Consider the following 19,885-nt stretch of genomic DNA (forward strand, 5'->3'; position numbering starts at 1 on the left):
TCGGGTGAGACGCTGCGCCTTTGCGCTAGCGTCTCACATAGTGATATATCCGTTTCACATTCTAGAACTGTCCGACTCGTGCGTTAGCCTTGGGGCTATGAAATTGGGTCGTGTAGCCAGTCCTGACGGCGTCGCTTTCGTCGCCGTCGAAGGTGAGCCCGGGCAGGAGACGGCCCGGGAGATCGCTGAACATCCCTTCGGAACGCCCACGTTCACGGGGCGCTCATGGCAGTTGTCGCAGACGCGCATCCTCGCGCCGATCCTCGCGACCAAGATCATCGCCATCGGCAAGAACTACGCCGCGCACGCAGCCGAGATGGGCGGCGAGGCGCCGGCGGATCCGGTCATCTTCATGAAGCCGAACACCTCGATCATCGGTCCGGAGGCGCCCATCGTCCGCCCGCCGTCGTCCGAGCGCGTCGATTACGAGGGCGAATTCGCGATCGTGATCGGGCGCCCGTGCAAAGACGTCCCGGCGGCCAAGGCGGGCGAGGTGATCCTCGGTTACACGGTGGCGAACGATGTGACCGCCCGCGACCAGCAGCAGCACGACGGCCAGTGGACGAGGGGCAAGGGCTACGACACCTTCTGTCCGCTGGGGCCGTGGATCGTCACCGACTTCGACCCCTCCGACGTCCAGATCAAGACCGAGCTCGACGGTGAGGTGAAGCAGTCGAGCCGGACCTCGCTGATGCTGCACAGTGTCGGAGAGATCGTCGAATGGGTGTCGCGTGTGATGACGCTGCTGCCGGGCGACGTCATTCTCACGGGCACCCCGGAGGGGATCGGGCCGATGACCGCCGGTCAGCGCGTCTCGGTCTCCGTGGAGGGTATCGGGACGCTGAGCAACCCGGTGGTCGACAAGTGACCCGGCCCGCGCCGGCACGGCCTCAGACAGTGCGCGTCAACGGGATCAATGTGTCGTACACCGATGCCGGGTCGGGGCCTCTGGTGGTCATGGTGATGGGTACTGGGAGTCCCGGACGCGTGTGGCATGCGCACCAGCAGCCGGCACTCCTCAAGGCGGGCTACCGCGTCGTCACCTTCGACAACCGGGGTATCGCGCCCTCCAGCGAATGTGCCGAGGGCTTCTCGCTCGCCGACATGGTCGCCGACACCGCCGCCCTGATCGAGCATCTGGGCGGTCCCGCGCGGGTGGTCGGGACGTCGCTGGGCGCTCGGATCGCCCAGGAACTGGCGCTCGCCCGGCCGGATCTGGTGACTGCGGCGGTGATGCTCGCCACCTACGGGCGTCCGACCCCGATGCTCGAGGCCTTCTCGGCGGGGGAGCGGGAACTGTTCGACAAGAACATCATACTGCCCGATTCGTACCACGCCGCGCTCACGGCACATATGAATCTCTCGCCGCACACGCTCGCCGACGACCGCTCGGCGCGCGACTGGCTCGACATCATCGGCTTCAGCGGCCAGACGCGCGCGCCCGGCGTCCGCGCCCAGCTCGCGTTGCACGACCGCGAGCAGAACCGCCTTTCCGCGTACCGCGACATCGCGGCGCCGTGCCTCGTCGTGGGGTTCGCCGACGACCGGACGCTTCCGGCCTACCTGGCCAAAGAGGTATCCGAGGCGATTCCGGACGCCGAGTACCGTGAGGTGGCGCGAGCCGGTCACTACGGATACATCGAGCAGCCCGACGAGGTGAATTCGCTTATCCTCGAGTTCCTCAGCCGCCACAGATGATGGCGGGATCGGTGCGTGCACAGGGAGTCGCTCATGCCCCACAGTCAGCCGGGTGGGACCGGCCACCTTCTCCAGCGGACCTTCTTCGCGAGTGAAACCGCTCGCGTCGACCCCGCCCTGTACGCCGATGCAGGCGGAACACCGGTCCGGGTGGAGCGTGACTGTGCGGTCCTGTCCGACGGTTCGCGGCTGAGCACCGACACCTACTTCGGTCGGTTCGCCGCCGCGTACTGGCAGCGGTACACCGACGTCGGGACGGTCGCCGTCGAGTTCGACTACTCATGCGACGACGGCGCCGAACTCACCGTCGCCACCCGTGCCTCCGACATCAGCGGGCGGATACGGCCGCTGACCGTGGTCGGTCTCACCGGTGCGGGCCGCGCCGTGGTGGAGGTGCAGATCGATCGCTACCTCGACGGCGGTGCCGCGTGGTTCGACCTCGCGGTCGTCGGTGGCCGAGCGCGCGTGTGGAACGCCCGGTGGACTACGGCGGTCGAGCCGGTCCGCGACCGCCGGGTCAGTGTGGTGATCTGCACGTTCAACCGTCCCGACGACGCTGTCGCCACGGTCGGCGCCGTCGCTCGTGACGCCGATCTCGCCGAGCGCGTCGAGACGGTTCACCTCGTCGACCAGGGCACACGCCGGGTCGCCGACGCCGCGGGCTTCGACGATCTGAGGGCCGACCTCGGCAGCCGGCTCGACTATCTCAACCAGGCCAATCTCGGTGGCAGCGGCGGTTTCTCGCGGGGAATCTACGAGGCGACCGCGGCCGGCCGACCGCTGACCGACGTGCTGGTGATGGACGACGACATCCTCTGCGAGTCGGAGTCGATCCTGCGGATGACCTCGTTCGCGCGATTCGCGCGGGAACCGATGCTGGTCGGTGCGCAGATGCTGCTGCTGTCGGAGACGACGCGCATCCACATGACGGCGGAGACCGACGATCTCGATCACCTGACCTGTGCCGACCCGCCGCCCAACGCCCGCCGCGGTGTCAACGCGCTCGAGTTCCGGCAGGACGTGCGTGTGATCGCCGGGTACAACGCCTGGTGGTCGTGCCTGATCCCGCGGGAGGCGATCGACGCGGTGGGTCTGCCGATGCCGTACTTCATCAAGTGGGACGACATCGAGTACGGCGTACGGTGCCGTCGAGCGGGCTTTCCCACGGTCACGCTGCCCAACGCCGGCGTCTGGCACGCCGACTTCCATCTCAAAGACGTCGACGACTGGTCGTCGTACTTCGGTCAGCGCAATGTACTTATCTCGGCGGCCATCCATTCGCGGTTCGACGGCAAGACGATCTCCGCGACCGTCGCGGAGCACATCGGCGAGTTGATCGTCGGCCTCAAGTACGGGCAGGCGGCGATCGAACTGCGGGCGGTCCGTGACTTCCTCGCCGGGCCGTACGTGCTCGCCGACGGCGGCCGAGCCAAGCTCGCCGAGATCAACGCGCTGCGTAGCGAGTACGACGACACCAGGCTGCGGCCCGCGTCTGAGATCGCGGACCTGCCGGTGATCCCGCGGCCGCCGGCGCCCGCGAAGAAGTGGGAACGGCGGGTGCTGGTGAAGCGCGCCGCGCAGCAGTTGCTCGGTCGGCGGGCGCCCGGGCGGGTGGCGATAGGCGCCGACGACGGAGCCTGGTGGCACGTCGGACGGTTCACCTCAGCGGTGGTCACCGACGCCTCGCAGACCGGCGTGCGGGTTCGCACATACGATCGCGCGACCAGTGTGGCGCAGGGCAGGGAGCTCGCCACGCTGTGCTGGCGACTGCGGCGGCAGGCCCCGGAACTCCAGCGCGCCTGGCGCGAAGCAGTGCCGCAGCTCACGAGCAGGGAGAACTGGGAACGACTGTTCGCAACGGACTGACTACCATTACGGCCATGACCAGTGCCGAGAACGTCCGCGTCCGCTTCTGTCCCTCCCCAACCGGAACTCCGCACGTCGGACTCGCCCGGACCGCGCTGTTCAACTTCGCTCAGGCGCGTCACGTCGGCGGCACCTTCGTCTTCCGGATCGAGGACACCGACGCGGCGCGTGACAGCCAGGAGTCGTACGACGCCATCCTCGACGCCCTGCGCTGGCTCGGATTGGAGTGGGACGAGGGACCCGAGGTCGGCGGCCCCTACGGACCGTACCGGCAGTCGGAGCGTAAGCAGATTCACCGCGATGTGGTCGCCCGGCTGCTCGAGGCGGGGGAGGCGTACGAGGCCTACTCCACCAACGAGGAGGTGGAGGCGCGGCACAAGGCGGCCGGTCGCGACCCCAAGCTCGGCTACGACAACTTCGACCGTGATCTCACCGACGCGCAGCGCGCGGAGTTCCGTGCGCAGGGCCGCAAGCCGGTGATCCGGCTGCGGATGCCCGACGAGGACCTGACGTGGGACGACCTGGTTCGCGGCACCACCACGATCAAGGCGGGGACGGTGCCCGACTTCGCGCTCACTCGCGCCGCCCGCGGGGACGACGAGATCGGCGATCCGCTGTACACGCTGGTGAACCCGGTGGACGACGCGATGATGAAGATCACCCACGTCCTGCGCGGCGAAGACCTCCTTCCGTCGACGCCCCGGCAGATCGCGCTGTACCGCGCACTGATGAGACTCGGCGTGGCCGACCGCGTTCCCGAGTTCGGGCACCTGCCCTTCGTCATGGGTGAGGGCAACAAGAAGCTCTCCAAGCGCGACCCCGAGTCGAGTCTGTTCCACCACCGTGATCGGGGATTCATCCCCGAGGGTCTGCTCAACTACCTGGCCCTGCTGGGGTGGGGAATCTCCGCCGACCACGACATCTTCACGCTCGACGAGATGGTCGAGGCATTCGACGTCCGCAACGTGAATTCGAATCCCGCTCGCTTCGACCAGAAGAAGGCCGACTCCATCAATGCCGAGCACATCCGCCGGCTCGACTCCGCCGACTTCGCCGACCGACTGCAGAAGTTCCTGATCGACGGGGGCCGGTTGTCCGGGCCGGTCGACGCCGACCGGTGGGCGGTGATCGCCGACCTCGTCCAGACGCGCATTCAAGTGCTCGGCGACGCGTGGGATCTCATCAAATTCCTGTTCGTGTCCGACGATGACTTCGCCTACGACGAGAAATCGGTGAAGAAGAACCTCGGCGGGGAGGCCACCGGTGTGCTCGACGCGGCGATCGCGGCGTGCGAGGCGGTAGATCTCTGGGAGACCGCGGCCCTCGAGTCGGCTCTCAAGGAGGCTCTCGTCGACGGTCTGGAGCTCAAGCCGCGCAAGGCCTTCGGGCCCGTGCGCGTCGGTGTCACCGGTGCCGCGGTGAGCCCGCCGCTGTACGAATCGATGGAGTTGCTGGGGCGAGAGAAGTCGCTGGCTCGACTCCGCCAGGCGCGCGAACTGTCGGCTTCGCTCTGATCACCTCGGCTGGTCGGGCGCCCTGAACGGGCCCCTGACCAGCCGATTTGTGTTTAGGGTGGGTGTTGTTGGTATTGTTCTTCCCGGCCCGGAAAGCGGAACGGCAGCGCTAAGCCCTACGGATTCCGGTTCAAACCCTTGGGGTATGGTGTAATTGGCAACACAGCTGATTCTGGTTCAGCCATTCTAGGTTCGAGTCCTGGTACCCCAGCGAAGTACACGGATGTTATTCTGTGTGCCTCACAATTCAACAGAGTTGTTCTAGGGCCCCGTCGTCTAGCGGCCTAGGACGCCGCCCTCTCAAGGCGGTAGCGCGGGTTCGAATCCCGTCGGGGCTACAGAAGAAGACCCCCGGTCATGAAGTGGAATTCATGACCGGGGGTCTTCTCTTTCGGCGCCCTCGATACACCATCCTTCACTGTGCCATTGACAACTGGCGCAGTGGGTGATGTTGTTCAGAGATGGGAAGTTGCGCGAATCACTCAGGTCCGGATCCGGTGTCTGGAATCACCGCTCGGCGCTCGGGGAGCCTCGACAGCGCGACGGGGGCGCACTGATGTACGGCGTCGACCGGCTTCTTCATCGTCTGGTCCGCGACCCGCGCTCAGTCGGTGCCGACGCGGTCGTCACCGGTGCGGGCAGCGGGATCGGGAGGGCCTTCGCACTCGAACTCGCCCGCCGGGGCGGTGATGTGGTCTGTGCCGACATCGACGCCGAGCGCGCCGCCGAGACCGTCGCGCTCATCGCCGCCGAGACCGGCCGCAGCGCCCACGCGGTCCGATGCGATGTGGCCGATCGGGCCGATGTCGAGGCGCTGGTGACCGTCGTCTGCGATGTCTTCTCCGGGGCGCCGACACTCGTCGTCAACAACGCCGGAGTCGGAATCGGCGGCGAACCGGTGGGGCAGGTGGGCCTCGACGACTGGGACTGGGCGCTGGGAATCAATCTCTGGGGCGTGATCCACGGATGCGAACTCTTCGCCCCCATACTCCGCGCGGCCGGCCGCGGCGGAATCATCAACGTCGCGTCCGCGGCGGGGTTCGCCGCGGCACCGTCGATGGGGCCGTACAACGTCTCCAAAGCCGGCGTCATGTCGCTGTCGGAGACCCTCGCAGCCGAGCTCGCGGGGTCGGGCGTCGGAGTCACGGTGCTCTGCCCGACGTTCGTCAAGACCAATGTCGCGCGGGACGGCCGGATCACCGAGGCCGGACAGAATCTGGCCGGCCGGCTGATGGAACTGACCGGAACCTCGCCGCAGTCCGTCGCCGCCATGACCCTGGATGCCCACGATCTCGGACGGCTGTACGTGCTCCCGCAACTCGACGCCAACGTGATCTGGCGTCTCAAGCGTTTTCTCCCCGTCCCGTACGCCCGCGGTCTCGGCGTGCTGGGCCGCTTCCTGCCGGCCGCCTGGGCGACAGTCTCATCGCATCCAACGAAAGGACCGGCCATGGCCATGGACTTCGACAGCATGCTCCAGAAGATCAAAGACCGGCAGTGGGCGCTCGCCGACATCGACTGGGACGCACCGGGTGCCGAACTGATCGAGCCGGAACTGCATGCGAAGCTCAAGCCGTTCATCTCCGATCTGATGTGGATCGAGAACGTCGGTGCGCGCGGATTCGCGGCGATGGCGAAGAAGGCTCCCGACGCCACCCTCAAGAGCATCTACGAGCACTTCCACGCGGAGGAACAGAAGCACGCGAACGCCGAGCTGGCGCTGATGCGGCGCTGGGGGATGCTCGACGACGATGAGATCCCGTCGCCCAACGTGAACGTTCAGCTGGTGATCAACTGGCTCGATCGTTACTCCGACGGACTGTCGCTGTCGTTCCTGGGCACGGTGATTCCGATGCTGGAGGTGGCGCTCGACGGTGCGCTCATCAAGTTCATCACCGACGAGGTGAAGGACCCGGTGGCGCAGGAGGTGTTCAAGCGGATCAACTCCGACGAATCACGCCACCTGGCAGTGGATTTCGAGGTGATGGACATGTTGGGCCACGCCAGTCTGCGTCGGCGCACGATCGACTTCGTCGGCGGATGGGCGCAGCCCTCTCTTCTCGTCGGACTGCTGACATACCTTCCGCTGCTGAACAAGATGCGCGACAACATCGTCGCGATGGGCGTCGACGAGCAACGTCTCTACAGCGCGATGAAGCGCTACCGCTCGGTCGGGCGGCGCAGCGAGTACACCCGCAGACTGCCGATGTTCCGTTTCGTCGCCACACACGGCGCTCTGGTGACCAATCGTGACAACGTCGCCTATCACGCGGTCGCCGATTCGCTGGTGACGGTGACGAACTGGATTCCCGTGTCGCTCGTGCGGCGAACACCGACGTGGTCGCGGGAGTTGACCTACGAGCCCACGGCCTGACGGGAGACCACCATGACACTCTCAGTGGCCGTCATCGGAGCCGGATTCGCCGGTATCGGCGCCGCGATCAGACTCAAAGACAAGGGCATCGACGACTTCGTCGTGTTCGAACGGGACACCGCGATCGGCGGGACGTGGCGCGACAACACCTATCCCGGTGCCGCGTGCGATATTCCGTCCCAGCTGTACTCGTACAGCTTCGCTCCCAATCCGGAGTGGTCGCACACCTATTCCGGCAGCCGCGAGATCCTCGACTACATCGAAGAGATGGCCGACGCCGCCCGAGTGCGCGAACACATCCGGTTCGAGCACACCGTCTGCGGCCTGGACTACGATGCGGCCTCGGGTGAATGGACGATCTCCTTCGAGCACCTCGCACCTGTTCGGGCGCGGTCGGTGATCCTGGCGTCCGGCCCGCTCGCCAATCCCTCGTTCCCGGACATCCGCGGAATAGACGACTACGAAGGTCATCGGATCCACAGTGCCCGATGGGACCACGACTACGACTTCACCGGCAAACGGGTGGCGGTGGTGGGCACCGGGGCCAGCGCCGTCCAGATCGTGTCCGAGTTGGTGAAACAGGCGGCTTCGGTGAAGGTCTTCCAGCGGACCCCCGGCTGGGTTCTGCCGCGCGTCGACGTCAAGACCGGCAGGCTGACCAAGACCGCATACCGATCGATTCCCGGAGCCCAGAAGCTGGTCCGTTCGGCATGGTTCTGGGGACACGAATCCATCGCGCTCGGCGTGGTCTGGAACACTCCGCTCACCCGCGCGGTGGAAGCGGCGAGCAAGCTGTACCTGCGGTCGCAGGTGTCCGACCCGTGGCTCCGGCGCCAACTCACGCCGGACTTCGCAGCCGGCTGCAAGCGGCTGTTGATGACCACCGACTACTACTCGGCGCTTCAGCAGGACAATTGCAAGCTGGTCACCTGGCCGATCGCCCGGATCGCACCCCAGGGGATCCGGACGGTCGAGGGTATCGAGCACCAGGCCGACTGCATCGTCTTCGCGACCGGGTTCGACGTGGCGAAGGCGGGCACGCCGATACCGGTGACGGGTCTGGACGGACGGGTCCTCGCCGACGAATGGCGAGGCGGTGCGTACGCGTACCGCAGCGTCGCGGTGTCGGGGTACCCCAATCTGTTCTTCACGTTCGGACCCAACTCCGGCCCGGGCCACAACTCCGCGTTGGTGTACATGGAGGCCCAGATCGAATACATCACCGACGCCATCGGGCGACTGCTGGCGGCCGACTGGAAGGCACTCGACGTCCGGGCCGACGTCCAGCGGGCCTACAACGACGACATTCAGCGGCGGCTGGGCGCCACCACGTGGAACTCCGGTTGTCGGAGCTGGTATCTCACAGATGACGGCTTCAACGCGACGATGTATCCGGGATTCGCGACCCAGTACGTCCGTCAGCTCCGCAGGGTGGATCTACGCGACTACCGAATCCTGGTGCACGCGTCGGGGCGGGGCGCCGATGCCGAGATGGCGGGCGGCCGCGGGGGAGGCTCCGATGCCGCCCGTGCGGTCGATCCCGGTCTGCGGGGTCGGAGGCGACCCGTGGGCGCCGGATAACATCTGCGCATGACCGAGTACCGGATCGACGACCTCGCTCGCATATCCGGGGTCACCACCCGCAACATCCGCGGCTATCAAGAGCACGGCCTCCTGCCGCGTCCGGTGCGTCGAGGCAGGGTGGCGATCTACACGGAGAAGCACCTGAGCAGACTCCGCGCGATCGACAAACTGCTGCGTAACGGGTTCACGCTCAAGCACATCGCGACCTTCCTGACGAATCCGCGGGCACTCGTCGGCGAGGCTCTGGAGCTGACCGAGATCCTCGACGAGCCGTGGGCGAGTACGGAACGGACCGTGTTCGACCGCCCGGCGCTCGAGCGTCTGTTCGGAACCGTCGACGACGCAGACGTGCAGGCGTTGCTCGGCGCGGGCCTGCTGGAGGAGACTGCCGACGGCGCGGCCTATGAGACCGGAGATCCTCGGAGCCTCCGCAATCTCGCGCGGCTGGTCGAACAGGGAATGCGACTGACGGTGCTGGCCGACGTGCACCGTCGGTTCGCCGAGAAGGTCGCCGAGGCCGCCGAGATCCTGATGGTCTCCGCACGGGAAGAGGTGGACCGCAGGCGCGGCCCGGGATGGGTGCCTGCCGACCAGGACGAGGCGTCCTGGGCGGCCTCACTGCTGGGGACGATGCGTGCGGTCGGTACGCAGAATGCACACGCCACCCTCGACCGGTGCCTCGACGGAGCGCTCGACCACGAACTCAGAGTCCATCAGCACGCGGCCGGGGAACGCGAGTCTCAGTCGTCGAGCCACTGAGCCGTCGACCCCGCCACGGGCATCGACGGGAGGTTCAGCTTCCGGTGATCCCACGAGCGGATCCTTGACGGCACCAGGCGCACCGCGACCCTCTTGTTCATCATCGCTTCGACGGCGGGCTGGAGGTCGTCGCTGTACGGCCCGGTGTACCGCTCCCACACGCTGATGCCGACCTTGAGGCAGCTCTCGGCGTCGTCGTAGACCTCGACCGTGCCTTCGATGCTGACGCCGCGCAGAGTGTCGTAGGTGTCGCCGTCCTCGATCAGGACCGTCGCGTGCGGGTCGCGGCGGAGATTGACCACCTTCTGCGACTTCGCCTTGGTCTCGAACCAGATCTCGCCGTCGATCACGCCGTACCACATGGCGGTGAGGTGGATCGCGTCCTTGCCGTGCGTTCCGAGAGTGGCGACCCGGTGGCGGTTGATGAATTCCTCGATCTCGTCGTCGCTCATGACGATCGCCGCGCGTTGGTTGATTCCCATGATCCGACGTTATCGTCTCGCCCGTCGGGCTGCCGCGGTCGACTCAGATCTGTGCCGGTGTCTTGAGTTTCGCGCTGATGGCGTCGGCGGCCGCCACCAGATCGGTGGCCAGCCGGTCGCCGGGACGGCGGCCCATCCGGTCGACGGGTCCGGACACCGACACCGCGGCCACGACGGCGCCGGAGGCGTCGCGCACGGGTGCGGAGATGCTCGCCACGCCCGCAGCGCGTTCGGCGACGCTCTGCGCCCATCCTCGCCTGCGGATCTCGGCGAGCGTCCGCTCGGAGTAGACGGCGTCGGCGAGGAGACTGCGGAGAGTGTCGGGATCGGACCAGGCGGCGAGCACCTTGGCCGCCGAGCCCGCGGACATCGGCAGCCGCGTGCCCTCCGGAACGGTGTCGCGCAGACCGGTCGGCGGCTCCACGGCCGCGATGCAGACGCGATCGGCGCCCTCTCGGCGATAGAGCTGCACCGACTCGCCGGTGGACTCCTGCAGGCGGGGGAGCACCATCAGGGCGGCTTCGCGGACGGTATCGCGGGCGGTCGCGGCGAGCCTGCCGAGAGTGGGACCGGGAATCCACCGGCCGCTGTCGTCGCGCGCGACCAACTGGTGCACTTCGAGCCCGACGGCCAGCCGGTGGGCGGTGGCCCGGGGCAGCCCGGTCGCGTCGCACAGCTCGCCCAAGTTGCACGGCTGCTCCGACACCGTGTGCAGAATCATCACGGATTTGTCCAGCACGCCGATTCCGCTATCCTTTCCCATAGGACGATATTAACCGTCCAAATACTGAGATTGAAAGTCGAGGGGCGCAGGCCCGGCCGAGGTGGTCCACAGCCCGGACCTCTCGGTCGCGTCTCCCGACTCGAAGCGGAACTACTAGAAGATGCGAGTGAGCTCATGACGCAGAGCGCCGGAAATCCGCGCACGCTGGCCGAGAAGGTCTGGGACGACCACGTCGTCGTTCCGGGAGAGGCCGATGCGAGCGGCAACACCAACCCCGACCTGATCTACATCGACCTGCACCTCGTGCACGAGGTGACCAGTCCGCAGGCCTTCGACGGCCTCCGGATGGCCGGCCGGAAGCTGCGTCGACCGGACCTCACCATCGCCACCGAGGACCACAACGTCCCGACCGTCGACATCTTCAGCCCGATCGCCGATCAGGTCTCGGCCCTGCAGGTGGAGACGCTGCGTAAGAATTGCGAGGAGTTCGGCGTCCGCCTCTACCCGATGGGCGACGCGGAACAGGGCATCGTGCACGTCGTCGGTCCCCAGCTGGGACTGACCCAGCCCGGCATGACCGTCGTCTGCGGCGACAGCCACACCTCCACTCACGGCGCCTTCGGCGCGCTGGCGATGGGGATCGGCACCTCCGAGGTGGAGCATGTGATGGCCACCCAGACGCTGTCGCTGCGGCCGTTCAAGACGATGGCGATCACCGTCGACGGCGAACTGCCGCCCGGCGTCACGAGCAAGGATCTGATCCTGGCCGTGATCGCGGAGATCGGCACCGGCGGGGGACAGGGACACGTGCTGGAGTACCGCGGTCCGGCGATCGAGAAGCTCTCGATGGAGGCCCGGATGACGATCTGCAACATGTCGATCGAGGCGGGTGCCCGGGCCGGCATGATCGCGCCGGACGAGGTGACCTACGAGTTCCTCAAGGGCCGTCCGCATGCACCGACCGGCGACGACTGGGATGCGGCCGTGGAGTACTGGAACTCGCTGCGGACCGACGAGGGTGCGGTCTTCGACCGCGAGGTCCACATCGACGCCTCCGCCCTGACGCCCTTCGTCACCTGGGGTACCAACCCCGGCCAGGGTCTGCCGTTGGGGGCGAACGTGCCGGATCCGGCCGACATCACCGACGAGACCGAGGCGCAGGCGGCCGCTCGGGCGCTCGAGTACATGGACTTGACGCCCGGCATGCCGCTGCGCGAAGTCAAGGTCGACACCGTCTTCGTCGGCTCCTGCACCAACGGACGCATCGAAGATCTGCGGGCGGTCGCGGAGGTCCTCAAGGGCCGCAAGGTGGCCGACGGAATGCGGATGCTGGTGGTGCCCGGTTCCATGAAGGTCCGTGCGCAGGCCGACGCGGAGGGACTCGGCGAGATCTTCGAGGCAGCCGGCGCCGAATGGCGGATGGCGGGTTGCTCGATGTGCCTGGGAATGAACCCGGACCAGCTCTCGCCGGGCGAACGCTGCGCGTCGACGTCGAACCGCAACTTCGAGGGTCGCCAGGGCAAGGGCGGCCGCACGCATCTGGTGTCGCCGGCCGTCGCCGCCGCGACCGCCGTGCGCGGCACGCTCGCCGCCCCCGCCGATCTGGACTGACCGAGCCTCTCCAAGGCCTGACTAGGAGTCAAACACGATGGAACCGTTCATCACCCACACCGGTGTCGGAGTTCCGTTGCAGCGCAGCAACGTCGACACCGATCAGATCATCCCCGCCGTCTACCTCAAGCGCGTCACACGCACCGGATTCGAGGACGGCCTGTTCGCCGGATGGCGAGGCGACCCCGACTTCATTCTCAACAACGAGCCCTGGAGCAAGGGGTCGGTGCTCGTCGCCGGACCGGATTTCGGCACCGGCTCCTCGCGTGAGCACGCCGTCTGGGCACTCATGGACTTCGGCTTCCGCGTCGTCATCTCGTCGCGCTTCGCCGATATCTTCCGCGGCAATTCCGGCAAGGCCGGGCTGGTGGCCGCACAGGTGGCCCAGTCCGACGTCGAGCTGCTGTGGAAGCGGCTCGAGGCCGAGCCGGGACTGGAGCTGACGGTCAGTCTGGAGGACAAGACCGTCACCGCGGGCGATCTCGTGGTGCCGCTGCAGATCGACGATTACACGCGCTGGCGCCTGATGGAGGGACTCGACGACATCGGGCTGACCCTCCGCCAGACGGATGCGATCGCTGAGTACGAGTCGCGGCGTCCGTCGTTCAAGCCGACCACCCTGCCCTGACCTGCGATCGCGGGCGCTGAAGCCTCACGGCGAGAATCGATTTCGACGCTCGCCGTGAGGCTTGCGTTCTGCGGCCGAACTTCTCATGTGAATTTGCGCTGGTTGGCTTATTTTGCGCCACGATCCGTTTACCGTGTGGATTAGCTGGCACGCCCGGCCAGTGTGAATCCTGCGGAGGTACGGATGAACAAGGCAGAACTCATCGAGGAACTCACCAAAAGACTCGATGCGGACAGGAAGACAGCCACCAACTTCGTCGAGCAGGCGATCGACACCATCGTTCGCGCCGTGAACAAGGGTGAGAGCGTCACGATCACCGGTTTCGGCGTCTTCGAGAAGCGCCGTCGTGCAGCACGCGTGGCACGCAATCCCCGCACCGGAGAAACGGTGAAGGTGAAGGCCACGTCGATCCCGGCCTTCCGGCCGGGTGCTCAGTTCAAGGCGATCGTCTCCGGCAAGCAGAAGCTCAAGTCGGGGCAGCCCGCGGTGAAGCGCGCGTCGGCGACACCGGCCGCCGGTTCCGGAACCGCCAAGAAGGCCGCACCGGCTAAGTCCACCGCTGCGGCGAAGAAGACCACCGCGGCGAAGAAGACGACGGCCAAGAAGACGACGGCCACGAAGACGACGGCCACGAAGACCACGGCCGCGAAGAAGACGGCCGCCACGAAGAAGACGGCTCCGGCGAAGAAGACCGCCGCCGCGAAGAAGGCGCCCGCGAAGAAGACCGCGGCCAAGAAGACGGCTCCGGCGAAGACCGCCGGCGCGGGTGCGACGGCCACGAGCGCCGCGGCCGAGAAGACGGCACCGGCGAAGAAGGCGACAGCCAAGAAGACCTCTGCTGCCAAGAAGACGACGGCGGCCAAGAAGTCCGCTCCGGCGAAGAAGGCCGCCGCCAAGAAGTCCGCACCGACGAAGGGCGCCGACGACTGACCGAATCCACCTGCCGCCAAAGGGTATTGCGCACTTCGGCCCCTGTCCGCACGATGTGGACGGGGGCCGAAGTGCGTCCGGTGTGTCAGTCGGCGAGCGGACTCGGGATGTGATCGGCGGCGACGAGATCGCCGTCGCGCGTGGTCAGCACCCATACGCTGCCCTTGCGGTTGTCCGCTTCGGGCAACTCAACACCGTCGGCCTCGGCCCACCGGTGCAGCAACGGTGCGATGACTCCGCCCTGACTGCACACCGCGTGCACCGACCCGGTCTTGCTCGCCAGTCGTCGAATCCTGCGGTAGGCCTCGTCCGGAGCCGCCTCGAAGGACTCCTCCGACAGTGCGGGTTCCAGCTTCACCTCGGTGCGCAGCGATTCGGCCAGCGGCGCGAGAGTGTCGACGCACCGTGTCCGGTCGGCGGCGTGCAGGCGGTGCGCGCCGAAGAGGGGGAGCAGCTCACGGATCGCCGCGGCCTGGGCCACCCCGCACGTGTCGAGCGGCCGCAGGCGATCGTCGCCGGTAAAGTCCCTGCGGCTCCCCGCCGACGCATGCCGGAGAACGATCAGTGTATGCAGCTCTCGCACCGGCCGGGAGGCGAAGGTGTGCAGCACATCGCGATCGGCGTCGTAGCTGACCGCGTCGATCGCGTCGGCCACCGGAAGCCACTTCAGATCGTCGCATTCGCGGTTGGCGTGGAACCCTCCGCCGACGGCCTCCACCGCCCAATAGGAGACCCGTTTCGGCACCCCCGAGGCCAGACGGTAGCCGACAGTGCGCAGCCGGTGTCCCAACCGCACCTCGTAGCCGGTCTCTTCGACGAGTTCCCGCGCGGCCGTCACCGGCAGGATCTCGCCGCGTTCGGCCTTTCCCTTGGGCAGCGACCAGTCGTCGTAGCGCCGCCGGTGAACCAGCGCCACCTTCACGCCGGCCGACTTGCTCGGCTTCCAGAGGACGCCGCCTCCGGCCCACACGGTACGGGTCGGCCGGCTCATCAGGATCCAGTCGGGTCGGCGTGGTGGCGTTGACGGGTCATCATCTGTCGCTGGTGGTCGCGGACCTGCTCACCGGCCGCCGGCTGGGCCCGCCAGGTGCCGTCCGGCTGCAGTTCCCAGCAGCGGGTCCGGGGATCGAGCGCCGACTCGAAGATGTCCTCCAGATCGGCGGCCAGCCTGCGGTCACGGACCTGCACCATCACCTCGACACGTCGATCGAGGTTGCGGTGCATCATGTCGGCGCTGCCGATCCAGTACTCGTTCTGGGCACCGAACTGCAGGATCCGTGAATGCTCCAGGAACTCGCCGAGAATCGACCGGACGACGATGTTCTCGCTGAGTCCCTCCACACCCGGTCGCAGCGCGCAGATGCCCCGCACCACCACGTCGACGCGAACGCCCGCCTGTGAGGCCCGGTACAGCGCGTCGATCACCTGCTCGTCGACCAGCGCGTTGGCCTTGAGCCGGATGAGTGCCCCCGGATCTCCGGACCGGTGGGCCGCGATCTCGCCCTCGATCCGCTCGATGATGCCGGTGCGGATGCCGTGGGGCGCCACCAGCAGATTCCGGTACTCCTGCTTGCGCGAGTAGCCGGTGAGCGTGTTGAACAGGTCGGTGAGGTCCGAGCCGATCTCCGGTGCGGCGGTGAACAGACCGACGTCTTCGTACAGCCGTGCCGTCTTCGGGTTGTAGTTGCCCGTGCCGATGTGGCAGTAGCGGCGAAGGGTCGAGCCCTCGCGACGGATCACCAGGCAGGTCTTGCAATGCGTCTTGAGACCGACGAGCCCGTAGACGACGTGCACCCCGGCCTGTTCCAGAGTGCGCGCCCAGCGGATGTTGGCCTGTTCGTCGAACCGTGCCTTGAGTTCCACCAGCGCCACCACCTGTTTGCCCGCGGCCGCGGCGTCGATCAGCGCGTTGACGATGGGCGAGTCGCCCGAGGTGCGGTAGAGGGTCTGCTTGATGGCCAGCACGTGCGGATCGGCGGCCGCCTGCTCGATGAATCGCTGGACGCTGGTGGAGAACGAGTCGTAGGGGTGATGCACCAGCACGTCGCCGTCGCGCAGGGTCGAGAAGATGCTCTTCGGCGTCTCCCGCTCACCGAACGCCGGGTGGGTGGCCGGCACGAACGGACGCTCCTTCAACTGCGGCCGGTCGATCCCGTAGATCTGCCAGAGACAGGTCAGATCGAGCAGTCCAGGCACTTGGATGACGTCGCCCGGGTCGACGTCCAACTCGCGGAGCAGGAGTTCGAGCATGTGCTCGGTCATGTCGTCGCCGACCTCGAGCCGGACCGGTGAACCGAACCGCCTGCGCGCCAGTTCGCGTTCGAGCGCCTGGAGCAGGTCCTCGTCACGGTCCTCGTCGACCTCGAAGTCGGCGTTGCGCGTGACCCGGAAGACGTGGTGCTCCACGATCTCCATGCCGGGGAACAGTTCCGGCAGATTGGCCGCGATCAGATTCTCCACGGGCAGGAAGAGCGCGGTGCGCGGCCCGTCGTCGGGGCCCTGCGGCTGGACGAGACGGTCGACCCGGACGAACCGGTTGACGTTGTCGGGCACCTTCACACGCGCGAAGTGCTCGCCGCCCTCGGCGCGGTCCTTCACCGTCACCGCGAGGTTCAGGCTCAGACCCGAGATGTAGGGGAACGGATGCGCCGGATCGACGGCCAGCGGGGTCAGGATCGGGAACAGTTCGTTGTGGAAGTGCGTCTGCATCCGCACCCGCTCGGCGGCCGTGAGATCGTCCCAGCCGATGATCTTGATGTTCTCGCCGGAGAGCGCCGGGAGCACCGAGTCACGGAAGACGCGCGCATGCCGGTCGGCGATCTTCTGGGTGCGGACAGCGATCATATGCAGTTGCTCGCGCGGGGAACGGCCGTCCGCCGAGCGCACCGAGAGGCCGGTCTCGTCGCGGCGCTTGAGGCCCGCGACGCGCACCATGAAGAACTCGTCGAGATTCGACGCGAAGATGGCCAGGAACTTGGCGCGCTCCAGCAGCGGGCGGGAGACGTCCTCGGCCAGTGCGAGGACGCGAGAGTTGAAGTCGAGCCAGCTCAGCTCACGGTTGAAGTACCGGTCGGCGGGCAGGTCCGCCGCCTCGTCGGGATCCACGGTCTCGGCCGGCAGTGCGGCGGGCAGGGCGGTCTGGGACTCGTTCTCGATCTCTTCCGTGGCACTCACGCGTCAATTGTGGACTATCGGTCCGACGCTGTCCTGTCAGCCGGACGGTTTGGTTCACCGGAGTGTCGGGACGCCCGGAGTGCCGCGCCCGTGCGTCTCCCGACGCCGAGTTCGACCGCGGCGGCCAGATCCGCGGGCGTGTCGACGTCGGTGCGCAGCCGGGCCCACCGCAGCCGCCCGGGATCGAGCTCAACCGCTCCGGCCGCTCGGTGCGCCGACGCCGACCGCGCACCGAATCGCGGTTCGACGGGGTGCTGGGCGCGCACCACCAGCAGCGCCGTGCCCTCTCCGGAGCGGTCGGCGACGAAGGCGGCGGGGGCGCCTCCGGCGATGGCTGCGGCCGCCTCGTCCAGTACCTCGGCGAGCGTGAGCGCGTCGAGCGCGGCGAGGTCGGCCTGCAACGCGGCGATCAGCGCGGCGGTCGGGGAGACGGCCGCGATCGCATGCGCCAGCGCTGCGTTCAACGGTGATCGGCGCGGCGCGGCGCCGGCCTCCTCGGGCTCGTCGAGTACCCGGACACCGTGCTCGCGGACGGCGACGTGCACGGCGGGGTCGGGAGTGACGACAGCCGCCTGCGCGACGCCCGCCTCCCGGACCGCCTCGAGCGTGTCGCCGAGCATCGCGGTCACCAGGCTCCGGCGCTGCTCGTCGGAGGGCAGGGCCCCGGCCAGCCGTGACTTCGCGTGGTCCAGCCGTTTCACGGCCAGGACGACGGCTATCGGGAGCGGGTCGCGCATGTTCACCATGGTGCAGCACCGACGGGCCGGGCCGCTTGCCGGGCCGTCGAGCCGACCCCGGCGATCGGCGCTGAGCCGTGGCGAGGTGGCGCTAGGGTGGACCGCAGTTACCGGTCGTGGGTGGAGGAGTCGCGAGTGCGTGCAGTAGTGATGGGTGCTGGGTCGTGGGGCACCGCGGTGGCGAAGGTGCTCGCCGATGCGGGCAACGAGGTGAAGATCTGGGCTCGCCGTCCGGAGCTGGTGGAGCAGATCAACACCGCCCACGAGAATCGCGATTACCTCTCGGGTATCGCGCTGCCCGAGAGTCTGCGGGCCGTCGGCTCCGTGGAGGAGGCGCTGGCCGGCGCCGAACTGGTGGTGTGTGCGGTGCCCTCGCAGTCGTTGCGTGCCAACCTCGAGATCTGGCGACCGCATCTGCCCGCCGATGCGATCCTGCTGTCCCTCGCCAAGGGCGTCGAGACGAGTTCCGGTAAGCGGATGAGCGAAGTGATCGCCGAGGTCACCGGGTTCCCGGCTCGGCAGATCGCGGTGCTGACCGGACCCAACCTCGCGAAAGAGGTGGCGCAGGGACAGCCCGCCGCCACCGTGATCGCATGCGTCGACGAGGCCCAGGCGGTTCGTGTGCAGGAGGCGTTCGCCACCGGATACTTCCGTCCGTACACCAACGTCGACGTCGTCGGCTGCGAGATCGGCGGAGCAGCGAAGAACGTGATCGCGCTCGCGTGCGGCATGGCGTCCGGGATGGGCTTCGGCGAGAACACGCTGGCGACGATCATCACGCGCGGTCTCGCCGAGACCATTCGGCTGGGAGTGGCACTGGGCGCCGACATCACCACCCTCGCCGGTCTCGCGGGCATCGGCGACCTCGTGGCGACGTGCTCATCGCCGCTGTCGCGCAACCGAACCTTCGGTGCCCGCCTGGGCGAGGGCGCGAGCCTGGCCGAGGCTCAGGCGGCGACCAACGGGCAGGTGGCCGAGGGCGTCAAATCGTGCTCGTCGGTGCTGGCGCTGGCGAAGGCGCACGGGGTGGAGATGCCGCTGACCGAGGCCGTCCATCAGGTGTGCCACGAGGGCGTGTCGGTGTCGGACATGGTCAGTTCCCTGCTCGGGCGCAGCACCAAACCGGAGGTGTACGGGCGGGCCTGAACCGGCGTCAGCGGCCGAAGTCGAGCGGGGCTCGCTGCAGATTCTTCTCGATCAACGCCGAGACGTCGGTGATCGGCGCGTTGCCGGCACCCGCGGGCACCCACACGGCCACGTAGGGGCGGTGGTCGACGCTCACGTACGCCTGACCGCGGCCCTCGATCGTGTCGGTCATGAACCACTGGACCGGGTTGATCACCTGCAGTGAACTCGTCGGCGCGAGTTCGTCGGGCCGCTCGACACCGCAGCGCACCACAACCGGGTCGGAGTCGGCTCTGGTCCATCGGACGGTGGTCCCGTCGACCGACTTGCCCTCGAAGTCGCCGAGCTCATCGGGCAGTTTCTTGATGAACTCGGCGCAGCCGGCGGCGTCGGCGGCGGTGGTCGTGTACGACTCGACCGGTGACGGCGGGGTGTCGTCGGCGGAGAAGTGCAGCGCCGCGTACGTGATGAAGCCGGCGATCACCATGACCGGGACGGCCACCAGGGTGGCGATCATCGCCGGACTGAATCGCGGTCCCTCATCGGCCGCGGTCTGGCCGTCCTGAGCCTTCTCCGTTGGAGTGTTCCCGGTGCCGTCGCTCATGCTGCCAGTGTGATCGATGGACTGCGTCCGTGGAAATCGGTGCGACCGTTCGCGGTGCGCCGGCGGTAGCATCGG

At 67.6% G+C, this 19,885-nt stretch carries 17 protein-coding genes, 2 tRNA genes and 1 pseudogene; 14 read left to right on the top strand and 6 right to left on the bottom strand.

Annotated features, from left to right (window positions below; translation table 11 throughout):
* Positions 1-97: 97 nt before the first annotated feature.
* From GSI01S_RS07645 to GSI01S_RS07690, 10 genes and pseudogenes are all read left to right on the top strand, one after another.
* Positions 98-868: a fumarylacetoacetate hydrolase family protein gene (locus GSI01S_RS07645; RefSeq protein ID WP_006895943.1), complete on the top strand. Its 771-nt coding sequence runs from the start codon at positions 98-100 to the stop codon at positions 866-868.
* Complete coding sequence (locus tag GSI01S_RS07650; protein WP_006895944.1) at positions 865-1,698, top strand: alpha/beta fold hydrolase; 834 nt, start codon at positions 865-867, stop codon at positions 1,696-1,698. The genes GSI01S_RS07645 and GSI01S_RS07650 overlap by 4 nt, the downstream gene beginning before the upstream one ends.
* A 33-nt stretch (positions 1,699-1,731) precedes the next feature.
* On the top strand, positions 1,732-3,564 hold the full coding sequence (locus tag GSI01S_RS07655; protein ID WP_006895945.1) for a glycosyltransferase: 1,833 nt from the start codon (positions 1,732-1,734) through the stop codon (positions 3,562-3,564).
* A 14-nt stretch (positions 3,565-3,578) separates the two neighbouring features.
* Entirely contained in the window at positions 3,579-5,078 is a 1,500-nt protein-coding gene (gene gltX, locus GSI01S_RS07660) for a glutamate--tRNA ligase (protein WP_006895946.1), read from the top strand.
* A 139-nt stretch (positions 5,079-5,217) separates the two neighbouring features.
* Positions 5,218-5,289: transfer RNA gene (locus GSI01S_RS07665), tRNA-Gln, on the top strand.
* 54 nt (positions 5,290-5,343) lie between these two features.
* A tRNA-Glu gene (locus GSI01S_RS07670) sits at positions 5,344-5,416 on the top strand.
* Positions 5,417-5,634: 218 nt separating this feature from the next.
* Positions 5,635-6,489 (top strand): annotated as a pseudogene (locus tag GSI01S_RS07675) (SDR family NAD(P)-dependent oxidoreductase); the annotation flags it as partial.
* Between the two features lie 39 nt (positions 6,490-6,528).
* Positions 6,529-7,452 (top strand): reductase, encoded by a 924-nt coding sequence (locus GSI01S_RS07680; protein WP_039867238.1) that lies wholly within the window; start codon positions 6,529-6,531, stop codon positions 7,450-7,452.
* 12 nt (positions 7,453-7,464) lie between these two features.
* The gene (locus tag GSI01S_RS07685) at positions 7,465-9,033 is read left to right on the top strand and encodes a flavin-containing monooxygenase (RefSeq protein WP_006895948.1); all 1,569 of its coding nucleotides are present in this window, start codon (positions 7,465-7,467) and stop codon (positions 9,031-9,033) included.
* Between the two features lie 9 nt (positions 9,034-9,042).
* A complete protein-coding gene (locus tag GSI01S_RS07690) occupies positions 9,043-9,795 on the top strand; it encodes a MerR family transcriptional regulator (protein ID WP_006895949.1) in 753 nt (250 codons plus the stop codon).
* Here GSI01S_RS07690 and GSI01S_RS07695 read toward each other — a convergent pair.
* Together GSI01S_RS07695 and GSI01S_RS07700 are read right to left on the bottom strand one after the other, a co-directional pair.
* Entirely contained in the window at positions 9,777-10,277 is a 501-nt protein-coding gene (locus GSI01S_RS07695) for a pyridoxamine 5'-phosphate oxidase family protein (RefSeq protein ID WP_006895950.1), read from the bottom strand. The genes GSI01S_RS07690 and GSI01S_RS07695 overlap by 19 nt on opposite strands.
* A gap of 43 nt (positions 10,278-10,320) precedes the next feature.
* A complete protein-coding gene (locus GSI01S_RS07700) occupies positions 10,321-11,040 on the bottom strand; it encodes an IclR family transcriptional regulator (protein WP_039867175.1) in 720 nt (239 codons plus the stop codon).
* A 135-nt stretch (positions 11,041-11,175) separates the two neighbouring features.
* Between GSI01S_RS07700 and leuC the strand changes: the two genes are divergently transcribed.
* The 3 genes from leuC to GSI01S_RS07715 all read left to right on the top strand — a co-directional run bounded on the left by leuC (position 11,176) and on the right by GSI01S_RS07715 (position 14,170).
* Entirely contained in the window at positions 11,176-12,612 is a 1,437-nt protein-coding gene (gene leuC, locus GSI01S_RS07705) for a 3-isopropylmalate dehydratase large subunit (protein ID WP_006895952.1), read from the top strand.
* Positions 12,613-12,649: 37 nt separating this feature from the next.
* Positions 12,650-13,240, top strand: coding sequence for a 3-isopropylmalate dehydratase small subunit (gene leuD / locus GSI01S_RS07710; protein ID WP_006895953.1), 591 nt, complete (start codon positions 12,650-12,652; stop codon positions 13,238-13,240).
* A gap of 183 nt (positions 13,241-13,423) precedes the next feature.
* On the top strand, positions 13,424-14,170 hold the full coding sequence (locus GSI01S_RS07715; RefSeq protein ID WP_006895954.1) for an HU family DNA-binding protein: 747 nt from the start codon (positions 13,424-13,426) through the stop codon (positions 14,168-14,170).
* A gap of 85 nt (positions 14,171-14,255) precedes the next feature.
* Here GSI01S_RS07715 and GSI01S_RS07720 read toward each other — a convergent pair whose 3' ends face one another.
* From GSI01S_RS07720 to cofC, 3 genes are read right to left on the bottom strand one after another with little or no spacing between them, the layout of a single operon-like run.
* Positions 14,256-15,161 carry an NUDIX hydrolase gene (locus GSI01S_RS07720; protein WP_006895955.1) on the bottom strand — a complete coding sequence of 302 codons (906 nt, stop codon included), beginning with the start codon at positions 15,159-15,161 and terminating at the stop codon, positions 14,256-14,258.
* Complete coding sequence (locus tag GSI01S_RS07725) at positions 15,161-17,344, bottom strand: RNA degradosome polyphosphate kinase (protein WP_006895956.1); 2,184 nt, start codon at positions 17,342-17,344, stop codon at positions 15,161-15,163. The genes GSI01S_RS07720 and GSI01S_RS07725 overlap by 1 nt, the downstream gene beginning before the upstream one ends.
* 14 nt (positions 17,345-17,358) lie before the next feature.
* Positions 17,359-18,090: a 2-phospho-L-lactate guanylyltransferase gene (cofC, locus tag GSI01S_RS07730; protein WP_006895957.1), complete on the bottom strand. Its 732-nt coding sequence runs from the start codon at positions 18,088-18,090 to the stop codon at positions 17,359-17,361.
* A 126-nt stretch (positions 18,091-18,216) separates the two neighbouring features.
* On the opposite strand from cofC, the gene GSI01S_RS07735 reads away from it, so the two are divergent.
* Positions 18,217-19,227, top strand: a complete 1,011-nt coding sequence (locus GSI01S_RS07735; RefSeq protein ID WP_039867243.1) for an NAD(P)H-dependent glycerol-3-phosphate dehydrogenase — start codon at positions 18,217-18,219, stop codon at positions 19,225-19,227.
* Between the two features lie 7 nt (positions 19,228-19,234).
* Here GSI01S_RS07735 and GSI01S_RS07740 read toward each other — a convergent pair whose 3' ends face one another.
* The gene (locus GSI01S_RS07740) at positions 19,235-19,810 is read right to left on the bottom strand and encodes a DUF3515 domain-containing protein (RefSeq protein ID WP_006895959.1); all 576 of its coding nucleotides are present in this window, start codon (positions 19,808-19,810) and stop codon (positions 19,235-19,237) included.
* Between the last annotated feature and the right edge of the window lie 75 nt (positions 19,811-19,885).

Source organism: Gordonia sihwensis NBRC 108236, assembly GCF_000333035.1.
In the GTDB taxonomy this organism is placed as follows: domain Bacteria; phylum Actinomycetota; class Actinomycetes; order Mycobacteriales; family Mycobacteriaceae; genus Gordonia; species Gordonia sihwensis.